The sequence below is a fragment of the Enterococcus sp. 12C11_DIV0727 genome (assembly GCF_002148425.2).
GTDB classification, from domain to species: domain Bacteria; phylum Bacillota; class Bacilli; order Lactobacillales; family Enterococcaceae; genus Enterococcus_L; species Enterococcus_L lemimoniae.
On the sequence record NZ_CP147248.1, the window covers coordinates 920,134 to 945,523 of the forward strand.

Consider the following 25,390-nt stretch of genomic DNA (forward strand, 5'->3'; position numbering starts at 1 on the left):
TATACCAAAGGAGAAAATAGTCTGACAATCGGAAGCTTAGAAATAGAATTTAACCTACTATCTTTATGGTAAATTCAATTGTTGTTTTAATTCTGTTGTCACTTTCTCTTTTTCTTCATCTGAAATACTTTGATAAGAGATACCTTCTTCACCTGTATAACCATCTCCAGTAAAACCTTCGCCCTGCATCTGATAACTTTCAATGTTGTTTAAGGCTTTCTGATAATTTTTCATCAATAAAATCATTTGATCGAGTGTCATATCCGTTTGTCCGTTTTCGCCAATGACATCTAATAATTCTTGGTATCGAAGAACACTCTTCATTGAAGTTAATTCTTTCGTCAGCTGAATCGTGACCTCTCGCTGTCTTTTTTGTCTGCCGTAATCACCTAACGGATCTTCATAGCGCATTCTTGCGTATTGTAATGTTTCCCAACCGCCTAAATGCTGCTCCCCTTTTGGATAATGAATTCCTTCTGCATCAAACTCAAAATCATTATTGACTGTAACACCGCCAACAGCATCACTCAACGCAGCTAAACCATCCATATTGATCACAAAATAATGATTGATTGGGATATCTAAGTAATGCTCAACAGTCTCGATCATCATTTCATCCCCGCCAAATGAATGAGCATGATTGATTTTGTCATACACACCCTCTTTTCCAATTATTTCTACATAAGCATCTCTGGGAATACTCGTAATGGTTGTTTTCTTCAATTGATTATTAACTGTGACAACCATTATCGTATTTGCCCGAAAATCAGTTTTACGCTTTGAATCATTCGCTATTCCTAAAAGTAAAAAGCTCACTGGCTCACTCTTGTCCAACTCTACAGATTTATTTTCTCGATTTAATGGTTGATAGATCTTATCAGCTGTTTTTTGAACATTATTAAAAACCGTAGCACCATAAACCGAAGCACCTGCAACAACAAGTAAAAGTAATGTTAAAGAACTTAAAACTGTTTTTTGGATAAAGCGTTTTTTGGAGTCCGGCGTTGCAAATGTTCTATTTAGAAAAAATCGTTGAAGACAAACATACGAAAGATTTACCCAAGCAAAGCTCAAAAGAAAACCACCAATCACATCACTTGGATAATGCACTCTTAGGTAGATCCGTCCTAAACCAATCAAAAGAACATAGATAATTAGGATTTTTTTTAATCTGTTATAATTTAGGGTTTGCTCAGAGTAAATGGTTTTGACACTCAAAATAAGCGAACAAGCCAAACACATTGCTAAAAGTGAATGTCCACTCGGAAAGCTATAGGACGTTTTTTCCACTAATTGTGCAACATCAGGTCTCGTCCGTGCAACGAAATGCTTCAGCACAAACCCCAATACACTAACGACTAAAACATTACTACTCATCCAGACTGCCAACAATTTATGCTTATTTCGCCATAACCCAAATGAAACCAGTAAACTTATGATAAAAACTGGAATGATCGTAGCAGTTTTAGCAATCAACGCCACAACATTCGTGATAAACCCATTAGGTTTCCAATCAAATCGGTAGATTGCTGAATCTAAATCGCTAAACCACTGAACATTACTGACAATTAAAAAAGTTAGCGCAGTAAACAGTACGATACTTAAAACAGCTGGAGTGAATTTCTTTTCTTTCAACGTATTCATGTAATAAATCCCTTCATTTTCATATTCAAGCCGGTCGTTGGCTCAAAGTTATTCCTTTGATCCTTAGAGCAAAGAAAAAACCACTAAACTCACGCTCCTAAGTAAAATAGCAGCGAAACATCTAGCGGTCATTTCCGTCAAACTACACTCCTAAAATACACAGGCAGGTACTACGACGGTAAAAATGAAGTAAACAGGCAAGCCATCTACTCAACTAAAAAAAGCCAAACATTTTTTTCCTAGACGTTTGACTTTTAATCAATCTCATCGTCTGAGTTTTAGCACTATACAACGTAAAGAAAATCTCTTAGCTATTTTATGAAAAGCCTTAATTCGACAATTCCTGTTTTACACATTGGCGTCTTTCGACGTTTCTGCGCAATAGCCTGTGTTTGTATAGGAGCCTCACCTAACAAGGTTATTTTTCTATTTATTTTTCTAAATAATAACGCTAGCATAAATCTTTTTCAAGTTGTTTTATGACTCTTTAACTTTTCTTAATTTAAAGTCAATTATTTTAAACTGACAAACAGTTATCATCTTTCTTCAACTACAAGAGATAACTATCGTTAGACTTTAACTATTTAAACACTTCCAGCAACGAAAAAAAGCTAGAAAAGACTAACTACGCCTTTTCTAACTTTTTTATAAGATAATCGAATTTCGCTTAACTTAAATGACTAAACTGCGTTGCTTACTCATCCAACTCTTCAAATTGTGAGTTGTAAAGTGAGGCATAATAGCCACCTTCAGCGAGTAATTCTTCATGTGTTCCTTGTTCTTTAATATCTCCATCTTGCATGTAAAGAATCTTATCTGCATCTTTGATGGTTGATAAACGGTGAGCGATAACGAATGACGTACGACCTGCCATTAAGTTATTCATTGCTCCTTGGATCAATCCTTCCGTTCTTGTATCAACAGATGAGGTTGCTTCATCAAGGATCAAAATTGGTTTATCTGCTAAAATTGCACGAGCAATTGTTAATAGTTGTTTTTGACCTTGCGAAATATTGGAAGATTCTTCATTTAATTCCATGTTGTAGCCGCCAGGCAAGGTTTGAATAAAGTGATGTACGTGAGCCGCTTTTGCTGCTTCGTAAACTTCTTCGTCTGTTGCATCTAAACGACCATAACGAAGGTTTTCCATAATGGTTCCTTTAAATAACCATGTATCCTGTAAAACCATTCCGATATTTTTACGTAAATCTGCACGATTAAAGTCTTTGATATTGTGTCCGTCGATTTTAATCGCGCCAGACGTTACATCATAAAAGCGCATCAATAGTTTGACCATCGTCGTTTTACCGGCTCCCGTTGGTCCAACAATCGCCACCGTTTGGCCTGGATCAACATGTGAACTGAAATCATTGATAATGATTTTATCTGGTGTGTAACCAAAACGTACGTGTTCAAAATCAACCATACCTTTGGCTTTATCGATTTTAACTGGATTTGGTACAGTTTGTGCTTCTTCATCTTCTTCAAGAAATTCAAAGACGCGTTCTGCAGCCGCAGCCATTGATTGCAGCAAGTTAGATACTTGTGCTAATTGTGCAATTGGTTGTGTCAAGTTACGTACATATTGGATAAAGGCTTGAATATCCCCTACTGTGATCGTACCATTGTAGGCTAAAATCCCACCGAAGATCGCAACAGCAACATAGCCTAGATTTCCAACAAAGTTCATGATTGGCTGCATCAAACCAGAAAGAAATTGAGACTTCCAAGCTGATTTGAATAAAACATCATTTTGCGTTTTAAATTCTTTTAAAGAATTTTCTTCATCATTGAATAGACGAACGATATTGTAACCACCAATTGTTTCTTCCACTTTACCGTTAATTACACCAAGGTATTCTTGTTGTGTTTTAAAATATTTTTGTGAATTTTTTACAACGATCATAATCAAAATCATTGAAATAGGTACGATCAAAATAGCGATACCTGTCATTTGTACCGAGATCGATAACATCATGACAATAACCCCAATGATCGTGAATACGGAAGTGATCAGTTGTGTGATCGATTGGTTTAGTGATTGGCCTAAGGTATCTACGTCATTGGTGATTCGTGACAATACTTCACCGGTTGTCCGACTTTCAAAATAATTCATTGGCATGCGATTGATTTTTTCTGAAATTTCTTTCCGCATCCGATACGTGATTTTTTGCGAAATCGTTGACATGATCCAGCCTTGGATGATCCCAAAAGCAGATGCCACCAAGTACAGTCCTAGCATGAATAGTAAAATCCCGCCGATTTTATTAAAATCGATCCCACCAGTTCCTTGATATTTTTTGATCAAGCCATCAAATAATTCTGTAATAGCACTAGATAAGATTTTTGGTCCCCAAATGTTGAAGACGGTTGAAGCAATCGCAAAGATCATTACAAAGAAAACAGGTATTTTATAAGCACCAATATAGGAGATTAATTTTTTTAGTGTTCCTTTAAAATCTTTGGCTTTCTCTACTGGAGCGCCTTGTCCAGGTCCGCGTCCGCCACGAGGGCGATTTTGTGTTTGTTCTGCCATTATTTTCGCTCCTCCCTACTCAGCTTCTTCTATGCCTAATTCAGCATTGCTCAATTGTGACTGAGCAATTTCTTGATAGACAGTGGATGATTTCATTAACTCGTCGTGCGTTCCATGATCGACTACACGTCCTTCATTTAATACAATGATGTTATCCGCATGAAGGATCGTTGAGATTTTTTGAGCGACGATGATTTGAGTTGCACCTTTGATATTTTCAGATAAAGCTTTACGTAATGCCACATCAGTCTTATTATCCAGTGCTGAAAATGAATCATCGAAGATCAAGATTTTAGGATTTTTCGCTAAGGCACGAGCAATGGACAAACGTTGTTTTTGTCCGCCGGAAACATTGGTTCCACCTTGAGAAATTTCTCGTTCATACCCCTTTTCATTAGAATCGATAAATTCTTCTGCTTGGGCAATTTCAGCTGCTTTTCTCATACGTTCATCAGTTATATCTGCATCGCCAAATTTAATATTTGAGGCAATATCCCCTGAGAATAGAACACCTTTTTGCGGGACAAATCCAATGATTTCATGTAATTTGTGTAAGCTCATTTCACGTACATCGATCCCATCGATCGTGATTCTACCACCTGTTACATCAAACAGTCGAGGAATCAAGTTAACGATCGTTGATTTACCTGAACCGGTTGAGCCGATCAAAGCGGTCGTTTGACCTGGTTTGGCTGTGAAATTGATATGGTGTAAGACATCTTCATCAGCATCCCCATAACGGAATTCAACTGCTTCAAATTTCACTTCACCTTTAAAGTCATGATCATCTTTTGGATGTTCTGGGTCTTTGATCGTTGGTTCTGTTTCAAGCACTTCTTCAACTCGACCTGCTGCGACATTGGCACGAGGTAAAATAATTGAAACCATTGATAACATCATAAAGGCCATTACAATTTGCATTGTGTATGTGATGAAGGCCATCATATCACCGACTTGCAATTGCCCGTTGTTCATATTATGTCCGCCGACCCAAACGATCAAAACAGAAATACCATTCATCAATAACATCATTACTGGCATCATAATCGACATTGCTCGGTTAACAAATAATTGTGTTTTCATTAAATCAGTATTGGCACGATCAAAGCGTTTTTCTTCAAATTTTTCACGAGAAAAAGCTCGAATAACTGGCAAACCTGTGATGATTTCACGAGAAACCAAGTTCACTCTATCCACTAGGTTTTGTAAGGCTTTAAACTTAGGCATCGTTGTTAATAGTAGGCTTAAGACTAAAACCAAAACAGCCGCTACAGCAACGCCTACGATCCAGCCCATACCTGTTCCTGTTTGGTAAACATTATAGATCCCGCCAATACCTAAGATCGGCGCATATAACACAATACGCATGATCATAACGATCCCCATTTGCATTTGTTGGATATCATTAGTATTACGTGTGATCAACGAAGCAGGTGAGAATTTTTCCATTTCGGTATTTGAAAATTGTAACGTACGTTCATACTGTCCAACGCGTAGATTTCGACCAACCGATGCTGCTACTAATGAAGCAATCAATCCGACAATGATTGCAGCTACGGCTGAAACAAGTGTTAACAGAACCATTTTGGTTCCTGTTTTAACCATATAATCTGTTTGAATTTGCTGGGTATTCATGTCCAGTGCTTTATATTCAGCCAGTGTTAATTGAATCCCTACCGTTTTCATTGAATCTTCGCCAAGATCCCCTAAGCTTTTCTTCGTCTCTTTACGAGCTGATTCGACTCTTTCCGGCATAGCGTCAGTCGTTGTTTGAATTGAGGCAGCTAAGGCTTTGGCTTCAGCACCTTTGGCTTGTGCTTGAGCAGCCAGATCCTGCGCTTTTTGCCCTTGTTCCATTGCTGTCGCCGCATCTGTTGCAGAGGCAGCTGCACTTCCAGCCGCTTGGGCTTGCTCCCCTAAAGTCGTAGCCTCTTCTCCAAGTTGTTTGGCTTTTGTAGCATCTTCTCCAACTTTTTTATAGTCTTCGATAATTGCTTTGGCTTCACTTCCACTTGATGAATCTTTTGATTGAGAAGACGCTAGCATCATCATTGGCAGATTAAAAATATCTGCTAGTTTTGCTTCTGTCATCCCGTCTTGAAGATTTAACTTATACACTTCAACTTCTTTACCATCGATTTTTTCAGTTGTTAGTTTATAGTTGTCTTCAATTGTTTTTTTCTCATCATCTGTCATGAACATTTCGATTCCCTGAAGAGTTGTTTTCCTGATTTTTTCAGGTGTGGAGTATTCAAGCCCTCCTTGTTGAATACCGACATCGACGATACCCGATGTTAATTTTGGTAAGCTTAAATCACTATTTGCCTGTACAACTAAAAGCACAAGAACTGCGATGACCGCATACCAGTATTTGCCAAGATATTTAAAAATCTTCACTATTGGTCACCTTCCTCTTTCTGGGAAATTTGTTGAGAGTAGTCCACGAATTTCGCAGTTAGCTCGATAAAGACTTTTGTATCAGCTTCTCCCATTAGTTTAAAAATCTGCACGATTTTATCACGCATTTCTTTCTTTTGCAGCTTAGCAACTTTCTTGCCGCACTCGGTCAAGGTAACATGAATGCGTCGACGGTCGTCTGGATCCATCTTACGTTCGATTTGTCCCTTTTTTTCTAAACTCCCTAAAACAACAGCAATCCGAGCGCTGGACAAGTTCAATGACTCAGCTAGATGTTTGGGACTAGTTGGTTCGCCGTAACGTGCGAGAAATTTGATGACAATACTTTCACCTTGATTACTCTTTTCTAGTCTGCTAAATGCGCTATGTCGATTTTGAACCATTAGACGCATCAGCTCTTGTTCGGCTTCTTCTGCGTATGACATGTGACTCCTCCTTTTTTCAAAATAATTACTTCTACCATTAATAGCTAACAGCGTTAGTAACTAATGCTGTTTGATATTAACGCAAATAGCTTTCGATGTCAATAGTCTTGGTTCAAAAAAAATAATGAATACGGTTTTATTGCTAAATCTTAAAAAAGTGTTCTGAAAATGAAACCACGACTTAAGTTTTCGCAAAAAAATATAGTTTAGTAATGTCAAAGAGTAACATTACTAAACTATATTTTTTTGCGACTTCCCACGACTGAATCTACGCTACAACGAGCCCATTTGGATATTTTTTCAATAAATACTTTTAATCGAGGTTGGTTAAAATACGCTACTACTAGATAACAAGCGTGACCACTCACTTTGTAAAACTCATCAATCTCTTTAAATTCATTGATGACTCTCTCAATAGTAGCAAATTGATTCGTCTCCATAAAGATACGGATAAATTGTTTCTCATCCTGTTTGATTGTAATCGTGTAGTTCTCGATAATGTCTTGGTCTTTTAAATAGGCGATTCGTTTTCCTACTGCTTGTCCTGTTAAATGAATTTTTTCTCCAAATTTTTTATTTGATAGTTTTGAATTTTCATTTAGTAAATACAAAATCTGTTGATCTAATTCATCCATCTGATTTTTCCTTTCAGCTTGAAAATAATTTTGCACGTATTCTTTCACCAGATTATGTCACTAGGTTCTTAGACTGATTATAATAAATTTAGCAAATAAAAACGAGGTGCTAAAAAATGAAGACTAATTACCAGAACACTCCTGAACAACATAAACAAGTAGCATTTATCATTCAGCATCTTTTAGACTAATTAATTGATGACAATAAACGACCTTTGCGGGACATACTTACTCGGTTTCAAGCGAAACTTTTGTCTACCCCAGTCGAACCTCAGCTTCTAAACCGAATGGTACTTGAAATTACTGGTTGTCTGATTACTTATAACATACTTTTGTCATGGGAAGAATCACGTTTATTTAAAAATCTTTTTAAACTGATTTGACCTATATACCTTCTTCTTTGCAATAGTTTTTTAGCTCAACGCTACTGCTATTTAGAATGATAATTCTCTAAAAACCAAATTGTTTTTTCGACAGCTTGACTTGAAGCCTTTGTTTCCATGTTTAATTGATAGCCATGTCCAACTGTTTCTTGACCATCAAAAAATAACGAAGCAACAGGTACCTCTGCTTTTTTCAACTCACCAACATATTGCTTGGCTTGTTTTGTAAATGTTTTAGTATTCCCATCCGTAATGAATATGGGTGGGAAATCTTTACTGATCAGCTTTCTAAGATCAAGTAACTGACCTAATCTGTGATCCTCTTTCCAATTCTTTTCTCCTGTCAGTCCCCAACCCATTTTACTTAGTAGATAATTCGTTGCTAGATTCCCTTGGTATGTTTGAAATTCGGATAGATCGAATACTGCACTATATAGTAATAAACTATTGATTTTAAGGTTTTCTACAGGTTGAATTGCGATTTGTTTAGCATACTCTTTATTATGATAGGCTGACAATAATTGTAATGCTAAGAATCCACCTGCTGATGATCCAGATAGGTTGATTTGTGTTGGATCAAACTGATACTTTTCAGCATTTTTGGTTACAAATGTTAGGGCTTGATTGACTTGCCTTACTTGATCAAAAATAGTTGCATTAGGCACTAGATGATAGTTAATGCTGATAAAAGCATAGTTACCATTAGTTACAGTTGGTCCGAAGTACTTAGCCATCTTTTTATCTCCTTTAAAAAAGCCACCCCCATGAACAAAAACGATCACTGGTATTTTTGAGTTCATTTTTTTAGGAAGATAGAGATCTAAAGTACTTTCAGGATATTCCTTTGAGTATGAAAGGTCATTAATCGTTTTTACACGATCTTCAATTTGTTGATAATCATTCGGTTTGGTAAGCTTAGCTTCGATTGGCAAGCCTTGGATCAACTTAAATAATGGCTTAGGAGTAAAATATAAAGTACCTAGGCAAATAATAATAATAGCGAAGATACTACCGAGTATTACTAATACAAACTTTTTCATTTCTAACCTCCATAATAATCATAGCTAAATTATACCTGTTAATTAGCATCACAACAATCATTGGCCTGTTGTTTTAATGAACATTTTTTTGCTCCGAAACTATTTTAATTAAAAAGACTTTCTAAATAATCATTTAAGTATGAATGTCTTCTAAAAATAAACGAACCGATACAAACTCGCCATACTTAAACAGGATGATTATGACAAAAATGAATAAGTTCTTGACCATGTTGACTCAAAAAAGTTTGGAAGCCACAATAAGTCTCTTTTTTATCAAGATACATTGAATGTTTCATTCGTTTACATCCACCCATACACATTGAGCGAAAAGGACAGTCTTGGCACTTTTGCGGAAACTGTTTTGGTTCAAATAAAAAATGCTTCATTACGTAACTTTTATACAATTCTATCAACGAGTATTCCGTGATATTGCCCATCAAGTATTGATCTAAAACGTAAAAATCACAGGGATAAACATTTCCATTAGACTCTATCACGTATTGTGGCTGACATTGTCCGATCAAGCCACAAGCTGTCACTCGTTGTGCTTTAAATAAATGGACTAAATCATCAAAAAACTTAATGCTACGATAGTTACCCGTTGCATATTCTTTTATCCATAAATCCCAGAGTACGTGGTAGAAGTGATAAAAGCGTTGTGGGGTTAACGCATAAACGGACTTTACACCGTTTAAATCGCCTAAACAAGGTATGAATTGGATATATTGAATTTTTTCTTGTTTCATAAATTGATACATTTTTTGTGGATGACGAGCCAGTTCATTTGTCAATACACATAATACATTATACTGAACCTGATATTTTTCAAATAGCTGCTTTGTTTTGATCACCCGATGAAAGGTTCCTTTACTTTTAGGATCAATACGATTTCGATCATGAATCGACTGATAGCCGTCGATAGACAGTCCAACTAAGAAATGATGCTCATAAAAAAAACGACACCACTTTTCATTGATTAAAAGACCATTGGTTTGAATCGCATATTGAATCGTTACTTTTTTCGTATTTTTTTCCGTCATATAGGTAACAAAAGACTGAAAATAAGTGAAACCAGCCAGAGTTGGTTCTCCGCCTTGAAACGTAATTGTTAATTGGTCTTGATTAGTTAAATCCAATAGTAAATGATCAATCATTTTTCTCATGATTTCAGGCGTCATCTTCCCATAAGAGTTAACCGCTCGACTGTCGGCTACATCTGCATAGAAACAGTACTTACAGCGTATATTACACAAGGCAGAAGCAGGTTTGATCATAACAGCTATTTTTCGCATTGTCTTTGCTCCTTTCAGTCGGCTTTATCTCAGCAATCTTTGGCACAGCGAAACCCCATATTGCTTGTTGTATTTTCTCGATAAGATCCATTTCTGGAAAACACTCGATATCGTTTACAATAACTTTGGTGACATAAAAATGAGCCTCCTCGAATGGCGAACTCATCTTTGATTGGTCCAGTTTTAGACTGCTCAGTTGCTAATTCTGACAATGGAATTTTACTTGGATTCGCACACCATTCCCAGATATTGCCGATCATTTGATATATTCCGTATTGATTTACTTCAAAAGATTTGACAGGTGCCGTCCCAAGAAAACCATCTTCTTGCGTATTTTCAAACGGAAAATTTCCTTGCCAAATATTGCAATGATGTTGATTTCCTTTTAGCAGCTCCTCTCCCCACGGATACAGCGAATCTTGTTTATTTCTAGCAACATATTCCCATTCTACTTCTGTTGGTAATCGTTTATTTGCCCACTTACAATATGCACTGGCATCATCATAAGAGACATGAACAACAGGATGATCCATTCTTTCTTTAATATCACTTGTCGGTCCTTCTGGATGCTTCCAAGACGCTCCGGGTACGGTCAACCACCAAAACATTTTTCCGACGCTTTGGTAATCTTTTCTGTTTACCTCTGGAATCAGTAGATAAAAAACACTTGAGTTTCCAAATCGTTCGGCATCAGTCTGATATCCCGTTTCGTTAATAAAAGTTTGAAAGCATTTATTTGTCACACTTGTTTCATCCATATCAAAACAAGCGACTGTCATTAGCTGTACCGGCGTTTCAGCATCTTCAAAAAAACCATTTTCTAAGCTCGTATTACCCATGATAAAGCTACCGCTTGGAATCCGTTTCATTCTTATTTCCTCCAAATTCTAAGAGCTTGGGACAGAAGCGTTCATTCGGGATCAGCGTGTTTAATAAAAAGAGAACCGACTTTTGTCCCAAATTCTTTTTTTAAATAGTGTCCTCGTAGCCTAATCTAATAAATTCTTCTAGCGGTGCATCGACATCTTTCATTTTTTGAACTAATTTTTGATCTAATTGTTTTTGCAGTTCTTGATCTTTTATCGGCGAATCTTGCTCTGGATCTGTTTGATGATCAAAAATCAATGAGCCGATTTCGTAAGAATTGCTAAACGAAGTGTTCAAGGGAACTTTTAAGCAGGGGAAACCATTAGTGAACGAATCCCCTTCATACAACACTAGATTTTTTAATGAATTTTCTGGATAAAAACCTCTAATCACTGTTGGCATCAATGTATAATTGACTAAAGGCTGGTTTTCTTTATTTGCGGAGGCTTTCATATAGGTATATCGTCCATCAAACAAATTAACATGTCCACCATTTGTGCCGAATAAAATACTTTGATGGGGAATCTTTTGCTGATTGATGAGACCGAATAATGAGCGACCATCCATATTTTCAAAGGCTTCAATTCCAAAATATTCTGCTAAGGTGGGCGGTAAATCAATCGTTTGACATAATCCATCAACTCTTTGACCATTTAATTCATGATGAGGTACATGCATAAAAAATGGGATGTGAACAATTTCTTCATACATAGGTGCAACATTTTTACCTAACCAGTTATGCTCCCCTAATAAGAAACCATGATCTGTGTTAACGATCAGTAACGTATCCTCCCACATTTCTTGCTCATCCATAAAATCTAAAACACGCCCTAAATGATAATCACACATACTGATTAACGCGGCATATTCTTTCTGCATTTCAGCAATATCCCCTTGATAATGAGCCTTATCTTCAGCTGATAAATGCTGGTAGACTGGCCAATACAGAATATCTTGTGTTTCTGTCAGGCGATAAAGATCTCGATATTTTTCTGGCACGAAAAATGGTTCATGAGGATCAAAACACTCTAGTTGTAAAAACCAGTCATCCTTCTCGTGATTTTTCTGTAAAAAATCTAACCCTCGATCGATCACTTGAACGCTAGACATATCAGATTCCTGCTTTATTTGGCTACGATTGGCAAGATGTTGAATTCTTGAAATAGAATCTGCTGGTTTATTCAATGGTTGGGTATTATGATCTGCCCAATCACCCAATCTGGGAATCCAACGATCTCCTTCTTGACCTCGAAATCCTTCCCAAGATGAATAACGATTATGATACGTAGCGCCGCCATCTTCGAAATAATGAGAATGATCTGTAATTAGATGGGTATAGATATTTTCCTGATTTAATTTTTCAAAAACAGAATAATCAAACGCTTCTAATGGTCCCCAACAGCGATGTAAAAAATTATACTTTCCTGTATGCAATTCCCTTCTTGCTGGCATACAGGGCATACTTCCGCCATAAAAATTGTCAAACGTTATACATTTTTCTCTAAGTCGATCGAAATTAGGCGCCTGAACCCAATTATTTCCATAGTTTGGTAAATAGGCTTTAGATAATGTATCAAACATAAGCATAATAGCTTTCATTTCTATCAACTCCTTTAGTTAGTCTGACGTTCTTTCCAAAAAACAAAAGTTAAAATAAATGCTACGATGAAGGCTGCAATAATCCCAATCAGACTCCCATAAAAGCCCATATCTAAACCATTTTCTGAAATACGATTTGGCAAAGCAAAAATCCCCATTCCACCTTGAGTATAGGTTTTAGATCCAGCAAATCCCATGATCGTCCCCCCCACTGCTCCAGCAATCAAAGTACAATAAAATGGTATTTTTCTAGGTAGCGTAATACCGTAGATCGCGGGTTCTGAGATACCGAAAATACCCGTAATAAAACACGGAGCACACAATGACTTTACCTTCTTATCCTTGGTTTTCAGCATAACTCCCAATACTGCTCCCATCGTGGCGAATGGTACAGCAAACATTAACGCCATAACAGGATCATAACCAAACGATTGAATGTTCAATAACCCGATTGGAATAAAACCCCAATGCAAGCCAAACATTACTAAAACTTGCCACAAACCACCAATGACCGCACCTGCTAAAGGTGGACTTACATTATAGATCCAAAGAACTGCTGAACTCAGTAACGAACTAGCCCAAGTTGCAATTGGTCCAATCATGATAAAGGTCAGCGGAATCACAATGATCAACGTGAAAAATGGCACAAAAAACATTTTAACCACATCGGGACAAACTTTTTGTAGCCAACTTTCTAACTTCGCCGCACAAAATGTCGCCAAAATGATTGGAATAACTGATTGGCCATAACTCATCATAAGTACTGGGATACCTAGAAACTTAAAGTAGACTGGCGCTTCAAATAGTGTTCCTTGAAACATAACAGAAGGTGCGGGAGTTCCAATCAAATTGGCTAAATTTGGATACAATAAAGCAGAGCCAATCACAATCCCTATAAGTGGGTTCAAATTGAATTTTTTTGCAGACGTATAACCTAAAGCTACTGGAAAAAAATAAAATAATGCATCGCCTACGGCCCATAATATTTGATAAGTCCCTGAGTCTGGTGTAACAACACCTGTTACGAGTAAAATGGCAACAAGTCCTTTGATCATTCCAGAAGCTGCTAAAATTCCCAAAATAGGAGTAAATACACTAGAAATAATATCAATCAACCGATTAAATAAACTTTCCTGCCCTTGATCATCCGCTTCTGTTTCTGTAACCAAGTGCGGATCCGCTTGCATTAGAGCTAACTCTGATAAAACATACTCATAAACCTGACTGACATGAGTACCAATAACAACCTGATACTGTCCCCCACTTTGCATGACCGTCACCACACCATCCAACTGATTGATTGCTTCAGTATCAGCTTTCTCTTCATCTTTCAATTTGAAACGCAACCGAGTTGCACAATGCGTGACACTTTTAACATTTTCCTTTTGACCAATAAGTTCAACAATCGTTTTAGCTAATGGTTCATAACTCATTTTGATTCCCTCCCAATCTAAAAGCTAAAAGAGCTCGTTTAGTCTTGACAGGAAAATAGGAAAAAATACTTGAGGTGCTCTTTACCTCACTTATTTTTTATCTTTTTCCCAAAAGACTAGCTCTTGAAGCTAGACAACTCTAAATGCTCATAAAATTTAAAACCCTCCGTTAGAAAGCGCTTTCCGTATTTATCATAACTATGGTAAGATAAAAAAGAAATACTTCATACAACCTTGGGGAAGGTTCCCAAGTTATTGGGAAAGGATAAAATATGAGATTCCAGCAGCTTTTACAAAACAAAATCAACCATTTTAGCGAGACGGATAAGACGATTTGCGCTTATGTATACAACCACCAAGAGCTGATTCCTGAAATCAGTATTACAAGATTAGCTGAAGCCAGTTATACATCTAAATCCTCCGTCTTAAGATTTGTGCAAAAATTAGGGTTTAAAGGGTTTAGTGAGTTTAAATATTTGATTGATTGGTATGGTGTGCAAGATAATTTAAAAAAGCCCCTTTCAATTGAGGATGTGTCAGAACATTTAAACAGTGTCTTTTCTACTATTGAAGAACAGAGTTTAAGCAATTTTTTTGAGTTATTAAGAAATACTCCTAGAATCTATCTTTTAGCGACTGGAACAGATCAACAAATTCAAGCTCAAAATTTTGCTCGTGCTTTTTTAAAGATGAATATTGTCTGCACCTTGATTCCTGGAAATAGTAATATAGAACTTGCTAGTATTGTTTTGGATAATATCAATAAAAATGATCTTATTCTTGTTTTTTCTGGTTCAGGAAATAATGTACAAATCAATGAATTGCTCTCAATACCACTTTTGAAAAAAACACCTATTGTGTCGATCACTGTGACACAAAAGAATTGGTTACAGGAACATTCTGATCTAAATTTTTCGATTTTAAAAAAAGATGCTGAACTAATGATGGGCTTTTCTTCCGGATTTTGTCATTTGTTGATCGATTTTTTAGCGATTCGTTTCAGACTTTATATTGAAGATTTATTAATTGAACAATAGTTAACCGATTGTAATAGAGCTTTTCTTTTTAAATTAGAACATTTTAAAACCAAAAAAATCCAGTAACGTTCGTTTCAACGCTACCAGATTTTTTTAGACTAAAATTACAAAATGATAGTTATAAACAGTATTGAATTTTTGATAGTTATTTTGCATTTAATGCTGCCATCGTAATGTAATGGTATGGCTGATAAAATAAGGAAAGAGGAATACATCAAGTAGGTTCAATTCATCAATCGTCATACTTTTTTGAATTGCAAGTGAGAATAAATGAATGTACCTGGAGATTACGATATGGGCAGTTCTAAAATATATAGCTCCCCTAGATACTAATCCTTTTAATTAATATCTGGGGAGCTATATAATAATTACTTTTTTACCTTTTTTAATGTAAATAGCCAAATCATAGCCATTCAAAAGATTAATTAGCCACTTTGAGCAAGAGTATAGCACCTTTATTTTCCACTATACCCGCTTTCTTTTTTGTATCAATTATACTGCTACTTTTTTCCAATTATTTAAAAACTACAATTGCTAAGTACTATTTAGGGTTTATCAATGGTAATACAAACAAACTTAGATTATGAAGGATGCTTTTTTAGTGTAATTTAACTTTTAACCTTTTTCATTTATCTTACCGTTAAAACATTAGTTTCCTTCTCTCTATAATAATTCTTTGTACCGTTGAATATAGAATCGTTTTACAACTGTTACTAATGTTAAGTATGCCACAATTGTACCAACTAACCATAACCAATAATTAGACGGTAAAACAGCCATTCCTAAACTTTGTCCAAAGGCTGTAAAAGGCAAGACTGTTCCTATCACAATCCCTAGCGACGTAATGGTCGTCATAATGAATGAGCCACTACTTTGAATAAATGGAATTTTAGGCGTACGTAAGGCGTGTAAAACCAACGTTTGTGACCATAACGATTCCACAAACCAACCTGCATGGAACACGGCAATAAAGGCAACTTGCTGAGAAGCATTCAGTGTATGGAAATCTCCTCCTACAACTGCTGGGCAAATAATAAAGTACATCAATAAATAGGTGGTAATATCAAATACCGAACTTGTAGGTCCTAACCAAACCATAAATTTTCCGATGCTGGATGCTTGCCAACGCTTAGGTTTTTCCAAATATTCTTTGTCCATATGATCCCAAGGAATAGATACGCACGAAATGTCGTAAATCAAGTTTAAGAATAAAATTTGCAAGGGTAACATTGGCAGAAATGGTAAAAAGGTACTGGCAACTAATACTGAAAACATATTCCCAAAATTTGAACTTGCTGTTGCTTTTATATATTTCATGATATTTCCAAATGTTTCTCTACCTGAAATAATCCCTCTTTCTAAAACCATCAAATCTTTTTCTAATAAAATGACATCAGCGGATTCTTTGGCAATGTCCACCGCTGTATCAACTGAAATACCAACATCTGCTGCTTTCATTGCTGGTGCATCATTGATCCCATCCCCAAGGAAACCAACAGTATGTCCATTTTCTCTCAAAATGCTCGTAATTTGTTGTTTTTGTTGTGGGTTTAATTTTACAAATACATTGTGCTTTTCAACTAATTGACTTAATTTATCATTGGATATATTCATAATATCTTCGCCATTGATCAATTTTTCAGCACCCAAACCAACTTGTTTACATACGGATCGCGTTACCAAAGCGTTATCTCCTGTTAGGACTTTCACTTCAACGCCATGTGCTTTTAACGTTTCTAGTGCTTGTTTTGTCGTTTCTTTTGGCGGATCTAAGAATGCTAAATAGCCAATCAGCACCATCTCAGATTCATCCGCTACTGAGAATTCACCAACAACACTTGGATTTGTTTTTTGGGCAACGCCGATCACGCGTAAACCATCCTCGTTTAACTCATTCACTTTTTGCAATACTTCTTGTTTAACCTCATCCGTTAGCACACTAACCTTGCCTTTGAAATCGACAAAACTCGAAATACTCAGCATTTCTTCAATGGCACCCTTAGTGATCATTTGCGTTTTTCCGCTAGGATCTTCTACGACAACGCTCATTCGTCTACGATCAAAATCAAAGGGAATTTCATCCACCTTTTTATACGGAATTCCTGTTGTATTCAATTCCGTTTTGGCAGCATCAATAATTGCGACATCTAATAAATTTTTTAAGCCGGTTTGATAGTAACTGTTTAAATAGGCATGACGTAAGACACGGTCATCTTCTTCACCAGCCAGATCCAAATGATATTCCAGTATAATTTTATCTTGTGTTAGCGTGCCTGTTTTATCCGTACATAGGACATCGATTGCACCAAAATTTTGAATCGCATTTAAGTTTTTAATCACCGTTCCTTTTTTAGCCATACCTGTTGCACCTTTGACTAAGTTGGTCGTAACGATCATCGGTAACATTTCTGGTGTCAACCCAACGGCTACGGATAGGCCGAACAAGAAGGCTTCCATCCAATCCCCTTTTGTAAAACCGTTGATTACAATAACAGTTGGCGCCATCAATGCCATAAATTTAATAAACAAGAATGACGTTTTGCGAATGCCTAATTCAAAACTTGTTTGTACCGGTTTAGTAGACAATGATTTGGCCACATCTCCAAACAGTGTACGATTTCCAGTGGCAATGACCACGCCTTCAGCACTTCCGCTTATAACGTTGCTGCCCATAAACACAAGATTCTCATAACTCGTTTCATTGCTATCTTTAGTAATGATTGCCTCTGCCCGTTTTTCAACAGGATAACTTTCCCCCGTCAGTGCAGACTGAGAAATAAATAAATCTTTAGTTGCAATCAAACGAATATCCGCTGGAATCATATCTCCTGCTGACAATCTGACAATATCTCCACACACAATATCTTCCATAGGAATTTCATCATATTTATTTTTCCGTTTTACCGCTGCGGTGACTTTAACCAATGATTTCAATTTTTCGGCTGCTTGATTTGAGCGCACAGATTGAATGAGTGTCATCGTCCCACTGATCAAGACCATAGTGAAGATAATACCACTACCGAAATAGTCACGATCTTCCGGTGCAGCGATAACCACATCTGTAATAAAAGACATAATTCCTAAACCAATTAAAACAAGGGTAAACGGTGTAATATACGCTTTTAAGACTTCTATGAATAAAGGTGTTTTTTTCCCGTAGGAAATAGTATTGTCTCCATATTCATCTCGAGCCATAACTGCTTGAACTTCAGATAGTCCTTTTTTTGATGTTTGAAATGTTTCAAAAATACTTTCAACTGTTTTTCTAGCCATTAAGCCATAATCTATCTCTTGAATTGCTCTTTTTTTTCTTTCCATTTTGTTTCCTTCTCTCCAAAAAAATCCACCATGATCCTGCGCCAATACCTAAACGCATAACCATTTTTCCTAGTGTTTTTACATTGCTCCCTATTTGCAGGGGCTCGGAGAAAAAAGGGCACTAAAAACAAATAGATAATAATAATCGACTCCTTTTTAGTACAACTCTTTCCTGTGACCCCTGTTGCCTCGAACTACTGTCATCCATTTGTTTTCAACTCCCTCTGATTTGTAAAATGTCTTATGTCTACCATGCGTTTTTTAAATACTTTTAAGAGTAACTCGTCTTCTTGATAGGCATCCATCAAACTAACATAGCCTAATTTTTCATAAAATCCCCAGGCCTGCTTTCGACCCGTCAAAAAAATAGTGGCATAGTTTAAATTTCGAGCAACTTGCTCAGCATAAACGATTAATTTCTTTCCCAACCCTTGACCTTGAACGTCTGGACTTAGTGCAACTTGTTTTATTTGTATACAGTTTGAATCACAAGGATGCAAAAGAAGAGTGCCAACCACACGATCCTCTTTTTTGATGACTAAGTGAATATCGTGTTTTTCTTCTACAACAGATTTCGTTAGAAAGGGTTTGCCTGCGCTTGCTTTTAATACTTGATTGCGTAAGGCTAATGTTTCCCGATAAATAGGACTATCCCATCTGATTAAAGTGAACACTGTTTTACCATGATTCTTCCTCCTTTGATAATTGATACACTTCCAATACCTCTTTGTTTTTTGATAACTGTGTAATGATCTCTTTCATGGCCAATTCACGATTCGAATTTGGTTCGATTTCTACCTGTAACTGGACATTATTTCCTGCAAGATCCAGACACAAAAAATGACAAAAGGATAAATAGTAGCGGTCTAGCTGTGTCATCATTTCTGTTCGTAATGCGAGTTCCGCAGTTGATTTTCCAGTGACGATCAAAAATGAATTTTTCATTTTCACTTGCTCTTCTGGTCGATAACTCTCCGTCATTTGATCAAATCGTTGCGAAGCAAAACGAATCACACTATTCACCAGCATGATAACGATGGCGGCTAAAAAACCTTCTTTAATAAAACCGGCGCCGATCATTGCACCCACTGCTGCCGTACACCAGAGAGTCGCAGCCGTATTTAGCCCGGTCACACTAAACCCATCTCGCAAAATAATTCCTCCTGCCAAAAAGCCAATGCCACTAACAACTTGTGCAGCAATCCTTGTTGGACTTGTTTCCGTTGTGATCATGGTAGATATGGACACAAAAAGCATAGCGCCAAGTGAAACCAAGCTCATTGTACGTACGCCGGCTAATTTTTTTCGCCATTGCCGTTCAATACCAATTAAACTACCTGCTAACAAGCTCATTGATAACATCAATAAAAATTCATATACATTCCCCCTTGACGATTATTGAACATAAAATCCGATTTTCTTAGACGCAAAAAAAGTGACTTTTCGCACAAAAACTCCGCGAAAAGTCACTCTACATTCACCAAAAAAAAGCATGACAAATTAAGACATTGATCTAGTCGTTGAGTTTTGGCACTATACAACGTAAAGACAAACATCTTAGCTACCTTATGAAAAGCCTTGTATTCGACAATTCCTGTTCTACCCATTGGCGTCTCTCGACATTTTTGGGCAGTAGCCTATGTTTGTATAGGAGCCTCACCTAACAAATCATATTTTATATTCACTAACAAGTTAACAGAAGAAGAAATTATTGTCAAGTAGGATTTTGGTGGTGGGTGGGAAATTGTTGTTTATTTAGGTCTCAATATATTTTTTGATATCGGTAGTAGTTAGGGAAGAATTAATCAATATTACTATATAATATAAAGATTTTTAACGATCGATAATCTATGAAAAAAGTTTCAATTGAACATCACTCCTTACTTTAGTACTTTTTAATTTTATGTATTTTTTTACATTTAGTTTATATAGCGGAAACAAAAAAAGCTGAGCAAGTCCTGATTCTGAACATTACTCAACTTTATGATAATTTACATTTTATTTAAGTTACTTTTGACTCGTTCAGTCCCTTTATCTTCTAGAATCGCTTAGTTTAAAATGTTACACGTCAAATTCTCTACAGTTACTGTTTAGCATCTGTCCCATAATGATATTTGAGTTTAATACTAGAAAATAACTAAAATGTTACATGTTCTTTTTATAAATGATTCATCAAGAAAACAGTTGCTAATTTAATAATCCAAGCTAATGCACCAAAAAACAGGGTAAATACTAATACTATTAGTATTCTTTCTCCAAAATATTTTTTTGATCTCGTTGCTCTCTCAATTCATCTAAGTTAGACTTCCCTTCAGAAAAAGCAATAATCTCTTTGTACGTCTTAATATTATTTTTCTTTTTCAATTTTTCTATCTTAACAGCGTAATACATTGTTATGGCCGAAAGAAGTAAAAAGGGAATAAATCCCATTACCTTCCAAATGATAAGACTTGGCACACCTATAACAAGTGTCAAACCTAAAAAAATGATCATTCCCTTTGTGCTTTTATCCATTGCATCATCATTTACTATATTTTTCATTTTGTCTACATCTCCTTTAACTAGTTCATCTAGCGAGATATCAAAAAGAATACTTAAAGCAATTAAATTATGAATGTCGGGATAATTTTTATCGTTCTCCCATTTCGAAATAGTTTGACGCGTAACATATATTTTTTCTGCTAATTCTTCTTGACTTAATCCATTGAGTTCACGATTTTTTTTTAATTGCTTGCTAAAGTTCATTCTGCACCTCCTAGTAAATTTAGAATATCTCAAAATCAGCTAATTGTCTGCTTGTTATGAGTTACATTACCCTTTAAACTAGTGTATATATTTGTTTACATCATAGTAAAGATGCATTTCAACCTTAATAGTCTGCGTAAATTATGTTAAATCAAAAACTACTTGAGTATACTCTGTTTTATTTAGACCTATTAATTATGAGCTGGAGTTCTATTGATGTTGTTCATAATAACCAATCTTCTTTTAATTAGATAAAGATCAGTTACACCAAACCAAATGAACTGATTTTGTATAGATAGTTTAGGAACATGATTTCTACTACTAAGCAAATCGCTTTATTTTCTAATAAGGGTTTCAATAATGATAACCAATCACTTGTATTCATGTTCTCTCCTATAAACATGTTATTTTAGTACAAACTAAAGCTCACCTTGAATTAACTTAACTGATTCATTTTCTTGCCAAAGCGCTCGGTCACCAATCACATATAAACGATACTTGGCTCTTGTCACAGCAACGTTTACAATATTATCATTTACCCAGCGAACAGCTCCATTAGCAGTCGAATCACAGCCAAGTAAAAATATCACTTCGTTTGCTTCTTTTCCTTGAAAACGATGGACTGTTCCACAATTTTCTTCTAACCAATAGTCTAAATAATCTCCTGCAATTCTTTTTAGAACTTCCGATTGTCCTGCTGTCTTTTTAAAGCCATTGATTACACTCGTAAATGGTGAAATAACATATAGACTAGGCAAGTCAGGTACTCGCCTAAATGCTTCTTCTACATAAGACAATGCGACTTTAGCTTGTTCTAGAACATGGTGATCTTTATCTCCTATTTCTTTTCCAGAAACATCCTCCCATTTTGATTCAGGCTTAATAAAGGACTGACTTACCCCATCTTTTGGTTTGTTCGTACAGCTTATCATTGTGTTATTGTAAGATAAGGCATTAGAAATCGTAAACATCGGCTCTAAACATCTTCTATGAACAATCAACGGACTTCCAATCCATTCTTCTTCTTTTTCGCTATTAAGCAATGTAGTTCCAATAACATTGATACTATCAGCAAAACTTTGGACAGAGATCTTTTTATCTTGATAATCGGAAAGTTCTTTTGTGACAAACAAGCGCATTAAAGCGTCAACGTCGTCTGTAACAATTGGTTCTACTTGTTTTGGATCCCCTACAATAATTGACTTCTTAAATCGCCACAATGCTCCAACAGCCATTTGTGGGGTTGCTTGCCCAGCTTCATCAATAATTAATTGTCCTAAACTTTTCGGTGTTTCAATTCCATCTAAAAATCTAGCTACTGAGGCAAATGTTGTGGAAATAACAGGAGTAATCAGAAAGACTGTATTCAATAAATGCTCATATGCTGCTCGTTTATCTTTAGTAGAAAAGTGACACATTTCTTGCTCACTATTTTTTCTAAACTTCCACAAACACCCTAAATTAATTAAATTGTGTCTAACATATTTCGACGATAAAACAAAATATTTATTGACTTGTAGTGCCAAATAAAATAGTTTTTCTCTCTCACGATTGTATTCATCTGTCATCCAAGGGTTTGATAATTGAACTTTTTCATTATTAGAATGTAGATGTTTAAAGAATTGGTCATCAATTACAGTAACGCCAGAAGCTTTTAAATCACGTACCTTGTTACTATATCGATTGATACTTTCTTCTTTCTTAGTATCTAGAAGAAGAATTTTTTTCTTATCAGTTTGAATTGATTCAGCAAATGAATGATTTTTACTTTGCACATTCTGAATTTTATCCTTTATTTTTTGATATTCTTTTTCTGTCTTAATTTTTTTGTTAATGATTGGCTTGATTTCATCCTCTAGTAATTTGATTTTTTCCAAAATCAGTTTTTTACTCTCTGTAATCTTATCTAAACTATCTTTCTCCTCCTCAATTTCTGTAAGTCGCTGTGTCGTAATCCATTTACCTAGAATTATCTCAATGAATTTTCTAGTATCCTGTAGTTCTATAATTCTTGTTTTGCTCTCCTTTAGATCGTTTTCTACACTTTCTATATCTCTATTCATTTCATGGAGCTTTGTTTCTGATAATTCCTTTTCAACTTCTATTTTTAGAAGCATCTCTTGTATTTCATTCATTTCTGATTTCCGTTGAAGGATCTCTTTTTGTCCTATATGGATTTGCTTTTCCTTTTGAAAAATTTGTTTGTTTAAATCAGATTGTTCTTCTGTCATTTTGTGTATTTCTAAATCTTTGACGTTCATTATTTTACTAGTATCAGATAACTTTTGTTGAAGTCTTAATACTTTTTCTAACTGAAGTTTAAACACATTTCTTGCTTCGGTAAATTCTGCTTCGTTTTTAAAAGAATGAGTCGCAATATTTTTTATTATTGGTTGAATAACACTATAGTAATAGTCTTTTAAATTTTTTCTTTTTCCAAGTGGAGCAGATATTAATCCCCATTCAGAAAATAAGTCTACAGTTTCCATTTCTTCGTTATTTTTCAAGTCATGTGCCAAAGCTGAAAAATAGATATCTTTTTGCACTAAATCAACTGTTTTTCGTTTATTGTCTTTCGTAAAACTTGAAAATGAAAATTCAAGTGTCTTTTGCTCTTTAGTTAAATCAAATAATTGTTTAATTTCTTTGCACTGTTCTGATTCAAGTGAGTCATGTAAACTTTCGTACTCTGGTAAATCTTTGGTTATGTTTTCAACAGCTGCATTATTCGATGAAGCAACTAGCATACCATATTTTGAAATTTCGTCATTTTTAAATGCATAATAATTTCCAAACTTCTTATCATAACCATTTTCTTTTTTTGTCCCATCACTAAATGTTCTTTTTACAAATGCATCATCTGCTTGGTCATATTCAGATAATAAAGAAGCTACTTTTACCACATTATGTGCAACAATCTCTTTTAGTAGTGTTGTTTTTCCAGTACCCGGAGGACCATTGACTGAAAAATAATCATCTTTATTCGTCAAATAAGCATTAATCGCCACTTGCTGCATCAATGCTGGCTGATGATCTGATGGCCATTTACCTATGGGTGCATTCGCAGGATCTAATAATTCTTTCAAGAAATTATCTTCAGTACGAATGTTTATTTTTCTAGATTTTTCCTTATCAAAAGAATGAGCCATTAAACTTGTCACATAATTCGTAAAGTCTTTTGATGGTAATACCTCCTGCTTTAATTGATCAATTACCATCTCAAAGTCTTTCTGAAAAAAACCTGTCATTAGATCGCTATAATCTTCAAGAGAATCGTTTAATCGTTCCAATTCATCTTTCGTTTTGAATCTAGTATAAATCAATGAGCCCTCAAAAGTCGCTTGACTATTTTTCACCCAACGTTTAACAAATATCTCATAAATATAATCATACATTGATTTTAATAATGTATCATCAACAAATAATTCATCCTGTTCTTTCATAAAATACTTCTCGATATTATCCATGGTTTGGTCATATTCCGCAAGAGACATCTTGTTTTTGATATTGTCTGGATAATGGAAACAAATAGCCGTTCCCCAAAGTAAAGGAGAAACTTTAAGCGATCCTTTAATATATGTTCCTTCTTTTGTTACTTTCAAGGCGTACATACAAATTTTTTCACGATTTTTCTCTACGATTTCTTTTTCTTTTATTAGCGAGAACAGTGCTTCAATTATACTATTTCGAGCAACTTTCCCAACCATAATATGAATTGCCGCCCCCTCAAAAGGAAACACCTTTATTACTTCTTCTCTTTTGCTTATTGTTTCTTTCACAGTTGTATTTAAAGGGATATTTTCAAAAATAGTTAAAGAATTTGAATACACTTTTCGTTTTGATAAAACATCTTTTATCTGTTTTACTTGTAATTTAGAAGGGTATGGAAACTTATTCTGATCAAGAAACTCAACCATTCTCCAATATTCGATAATATCCGTCACTAATTTAGTATTTTCCATTTCAAAAAAACCACTTTTCGTTTTATTTTTAAAACTAATTGTACCATATTATCTTT

The 25,390-nt window shown here is 35.4% G+C and carries 17 protein-coding genes, 1 pseudogene and 2 riboswitches; of the genes and pseudogenes, 1 reads left to right on the top strand and 17 read right to left on the bottom strand.

The window, feature by feature from the left end:
* Positions 1-63 precede the first annotated feature (63 nt).
* The 10 genes from A5866_RS04470 to A5866_RS04515 form a co-directional block, all read right to left on the bottom strand.
* Positions 64-1,644: a phosphatase PAP2/LCP family protein gene (locus A5866_RS04470; RefSeq protein ID WP_086444263.1), complete on the bottom strand. Its 1,581-nt coding sequence runs from the start codon at positions 1,642-1,644 to the stop codon at positions 64-66.
* Positions 1,645-1,900: 256 nt separating this feature from the next.
* Positions 1,901-2,068: riboswitch (M-box (ykoK) riboswitch) on the bottom strand.
* Between the two features lie 270 nt (positions 2,069-2,338).
* Positions 2,339-4,180: an ABC transporter ATP-binding protein gene (locus A5866_RS04475; RefSeq protein ID WP_086279139.1), complete on the bottom strand. Its 1,842-nt coding sequence runs from the start codon at positions 4,178-4,180 to the stop codon at positions 2,339-2,341.
* A gap of 15 nt (positions 4,181-4,195) precedes the next feature.
* Positions 4,196-6,577, bottom strand: coding sequence for an ABC transporter ATP-binding protein (locus A5866_RS04480; protein WP_086279138.1), 2,382 nt, complete (start codon positions 6,575-6,577; stop codon positions 4,196-4,198).
* A complete protein-coding gene (locus A5866_RS04485) occupies positions 6,577-7,023 on the bottom strand; it encodes a MarR family winged helix-turn-helix transcriptional regulator (RefSeq protein WP_086279137.1) in 447 nt (148 codons plus the stop codon). Before A5866_RS04485 ends, A5866_RS04480 begins: the two co-directional genes overlap by 1 nt.
* Before the next feature lie 236 nt (positions 7,024-7,259).
* A complete protein-coding gene (locus A5866_RS04490; protein ID WP_254907544.1) occupies positions 7,260-7,694 on the bottom strand; it encodes an Lrp/AsnC family transcriptional regulator in 435 nt (144 codons plus the stop codon).
* Positions 7,695-8,088: 394 nt separating this feature from the next.
* The gene (locus tag A5866_RS04495) at positions 8,089-9,081 is read right to left on the bottom strand and encodes an alpha/beta hydrolase (protein WP_086444262.1); all 993 of its coding nucleotides are present in this window, start codon (positions 9,079-9,081) and stop codon (positions 8,089-8,091) included.
* Between the two features lie 185 nt (positions 9,082-9,266).
* A complete protein-coding gene (locus A5866_RS04500) occupies positions 9,267-10,373 on the bottom strand; it encodes a radical SAM/SPASM domain-containing protein (RefSeq protein WP_086444261.1) in 1,107 nt (368 codons plus the stop codon).
* Between the two features lie 29 nt (positions 10,374-10,402).
* Positions 10,403-11,242: a formylglycine-generating enzyme family protein gene (locus tag A5866_RS04505; protein ID WP_086444260.1), complete on the bottom strand. Its 840-nt coding sequence runs from the start codon at positions 11,240-11,242 to the stop codon at positions 10,403-10,405.
* A gap of 100 nt (positions 11,243-11,342) precedes the next feature.
* Positions 11,343-12,839 carry a sulfatase gene (locus A5866_RS04510; RefSeq protein ID WP_086444259.1) on the bottom strand — a complete coding sequence of 499 codons (1,497 nt, stop codon included), beginning with the start codon at positions 12,837-12,839 and terminating at the stop codon, positions 11,343-11,345.
* A 14-nt stretch (positions 12,840-12,853) separates the two neighbouring features.
* On the bottom strand, positions 12,854-14,272 hold the full coding sequence (locus A5866_RS04515; protein ID WP_086444258.1) for a PTS transporter subunit EIIC: 1,419 nt from the start codon (positions 14,270-14,272) through the stop codon (positions 12,854-12,856).
* A 272-nt stretch (positions 14,273-14,544) separates the two neighbouring features.
* On the opposite strand from A5866_RS04515, the gene A5866_RS04520 reads away from it, so the two are divergent.
* The gene (locus A5866_RS04520; protein WP_086444257.1) at positions 14,545-15,309 is read left to right on the top strand and encodes a MurR/RpiR family transcriptional regulator; all 765 of its coding nucleotides are present in this window, start codon (positions 14,545-14,547) and stop codon (positions 15,307-15,309) included.
* Between the two features lie 145 nt (positions 15,310-15,454).
* On the opposite strand, the pseudogene A5866_RS04525 reads toward A5866_RS04520, so the two are convergent.
* From A5866_RS04525 to A5866_RS04555, 7 genes and pseudogenes are all read right to left on the bottom strand, one after another.
* Positions 15,455-15,597, bottom strand: a pseudogene (locus A5866_RS04525) (NADH oxidase); the annotation flags it as partial.
* A 375-nt stretch (positions 15,598-15,972) separates the two neighbouring features.
* A complete protein-coding gene (mgtA, locus tag A5866_RS04530; protein WP_086444256.1) occupies positions 15,973-18,627 on the bottom strand; it encodes a magnesium-translocating P-type ATPase in 2,655 nt (884 codons plus the stop codon).
* A 200-nt stretch (positions 18,628-18,827) separates the two neighbouring features.
* Complete coding sequence (locus A5866_RS04535; RefSeq protein ID WP_086444255.1) at positions 18,828-19,301, bottom strand: GNAT family N-acetyltransferase; 474 nt, start codon at positions 19,299-19,301, stop codon at positions 18,828-18,830.
* A gap of 4 nt (positions 19,302-19,305) precedes the next feature.
* Positions 19,306-19,980: an MgtC/SapB family protein gene (locus A5866_RS04540; protein WP_086445513.1), complete on the bottom strand. Its 675-nt coding sequence runs from the start codon at positions 19,978-19,980 to the stop codon at positions 19,306-19,308.
* 152 nt (positions 19,981-20,132) lie between these two features.
* Positions 20,133-20,302: riboswitch (M-box (ykoK) riboswitch) on the bottom strand.
* Between the two features lie 566 nt (positions 20,303-20,868).
* Entirely contained in the window at positions 20,869-21,372 is a 504-nt protein-coding gene (locus A5866_RS04545; protein ID WP_339099747.1) for a helix-turn-helix domain-containing protein, read from the bottom strand.
* 262 nt (positions 21,373-21,634) lie between these two features.
* A complete protein-coding gene (locus A5866_RS04550) occupies positions 21,635-21,757 on the bottom strand; it encodes a hypothetical protein (protein WP_254907543.1) in 123 nt (40 codons plus the stop codon).
* Between the two features lie 34 nt (positions 21,758-21,791).
* Positions 21,792-25,334 carry a DEAD/DEAH box helicase gene (locus A5866_RS04555; RefSeq protein ID WP_086444254.1) on the bottom strand — a complete coding sequence of 1,181 codons (3,543 nt, stop codon included), beginning with the start codon at positions 25,332-25,334 and terminating at the stop codon, positions 21,792-21,794.
* Positions 25,335-25,390: the final 56 nt, after the last annotated feature.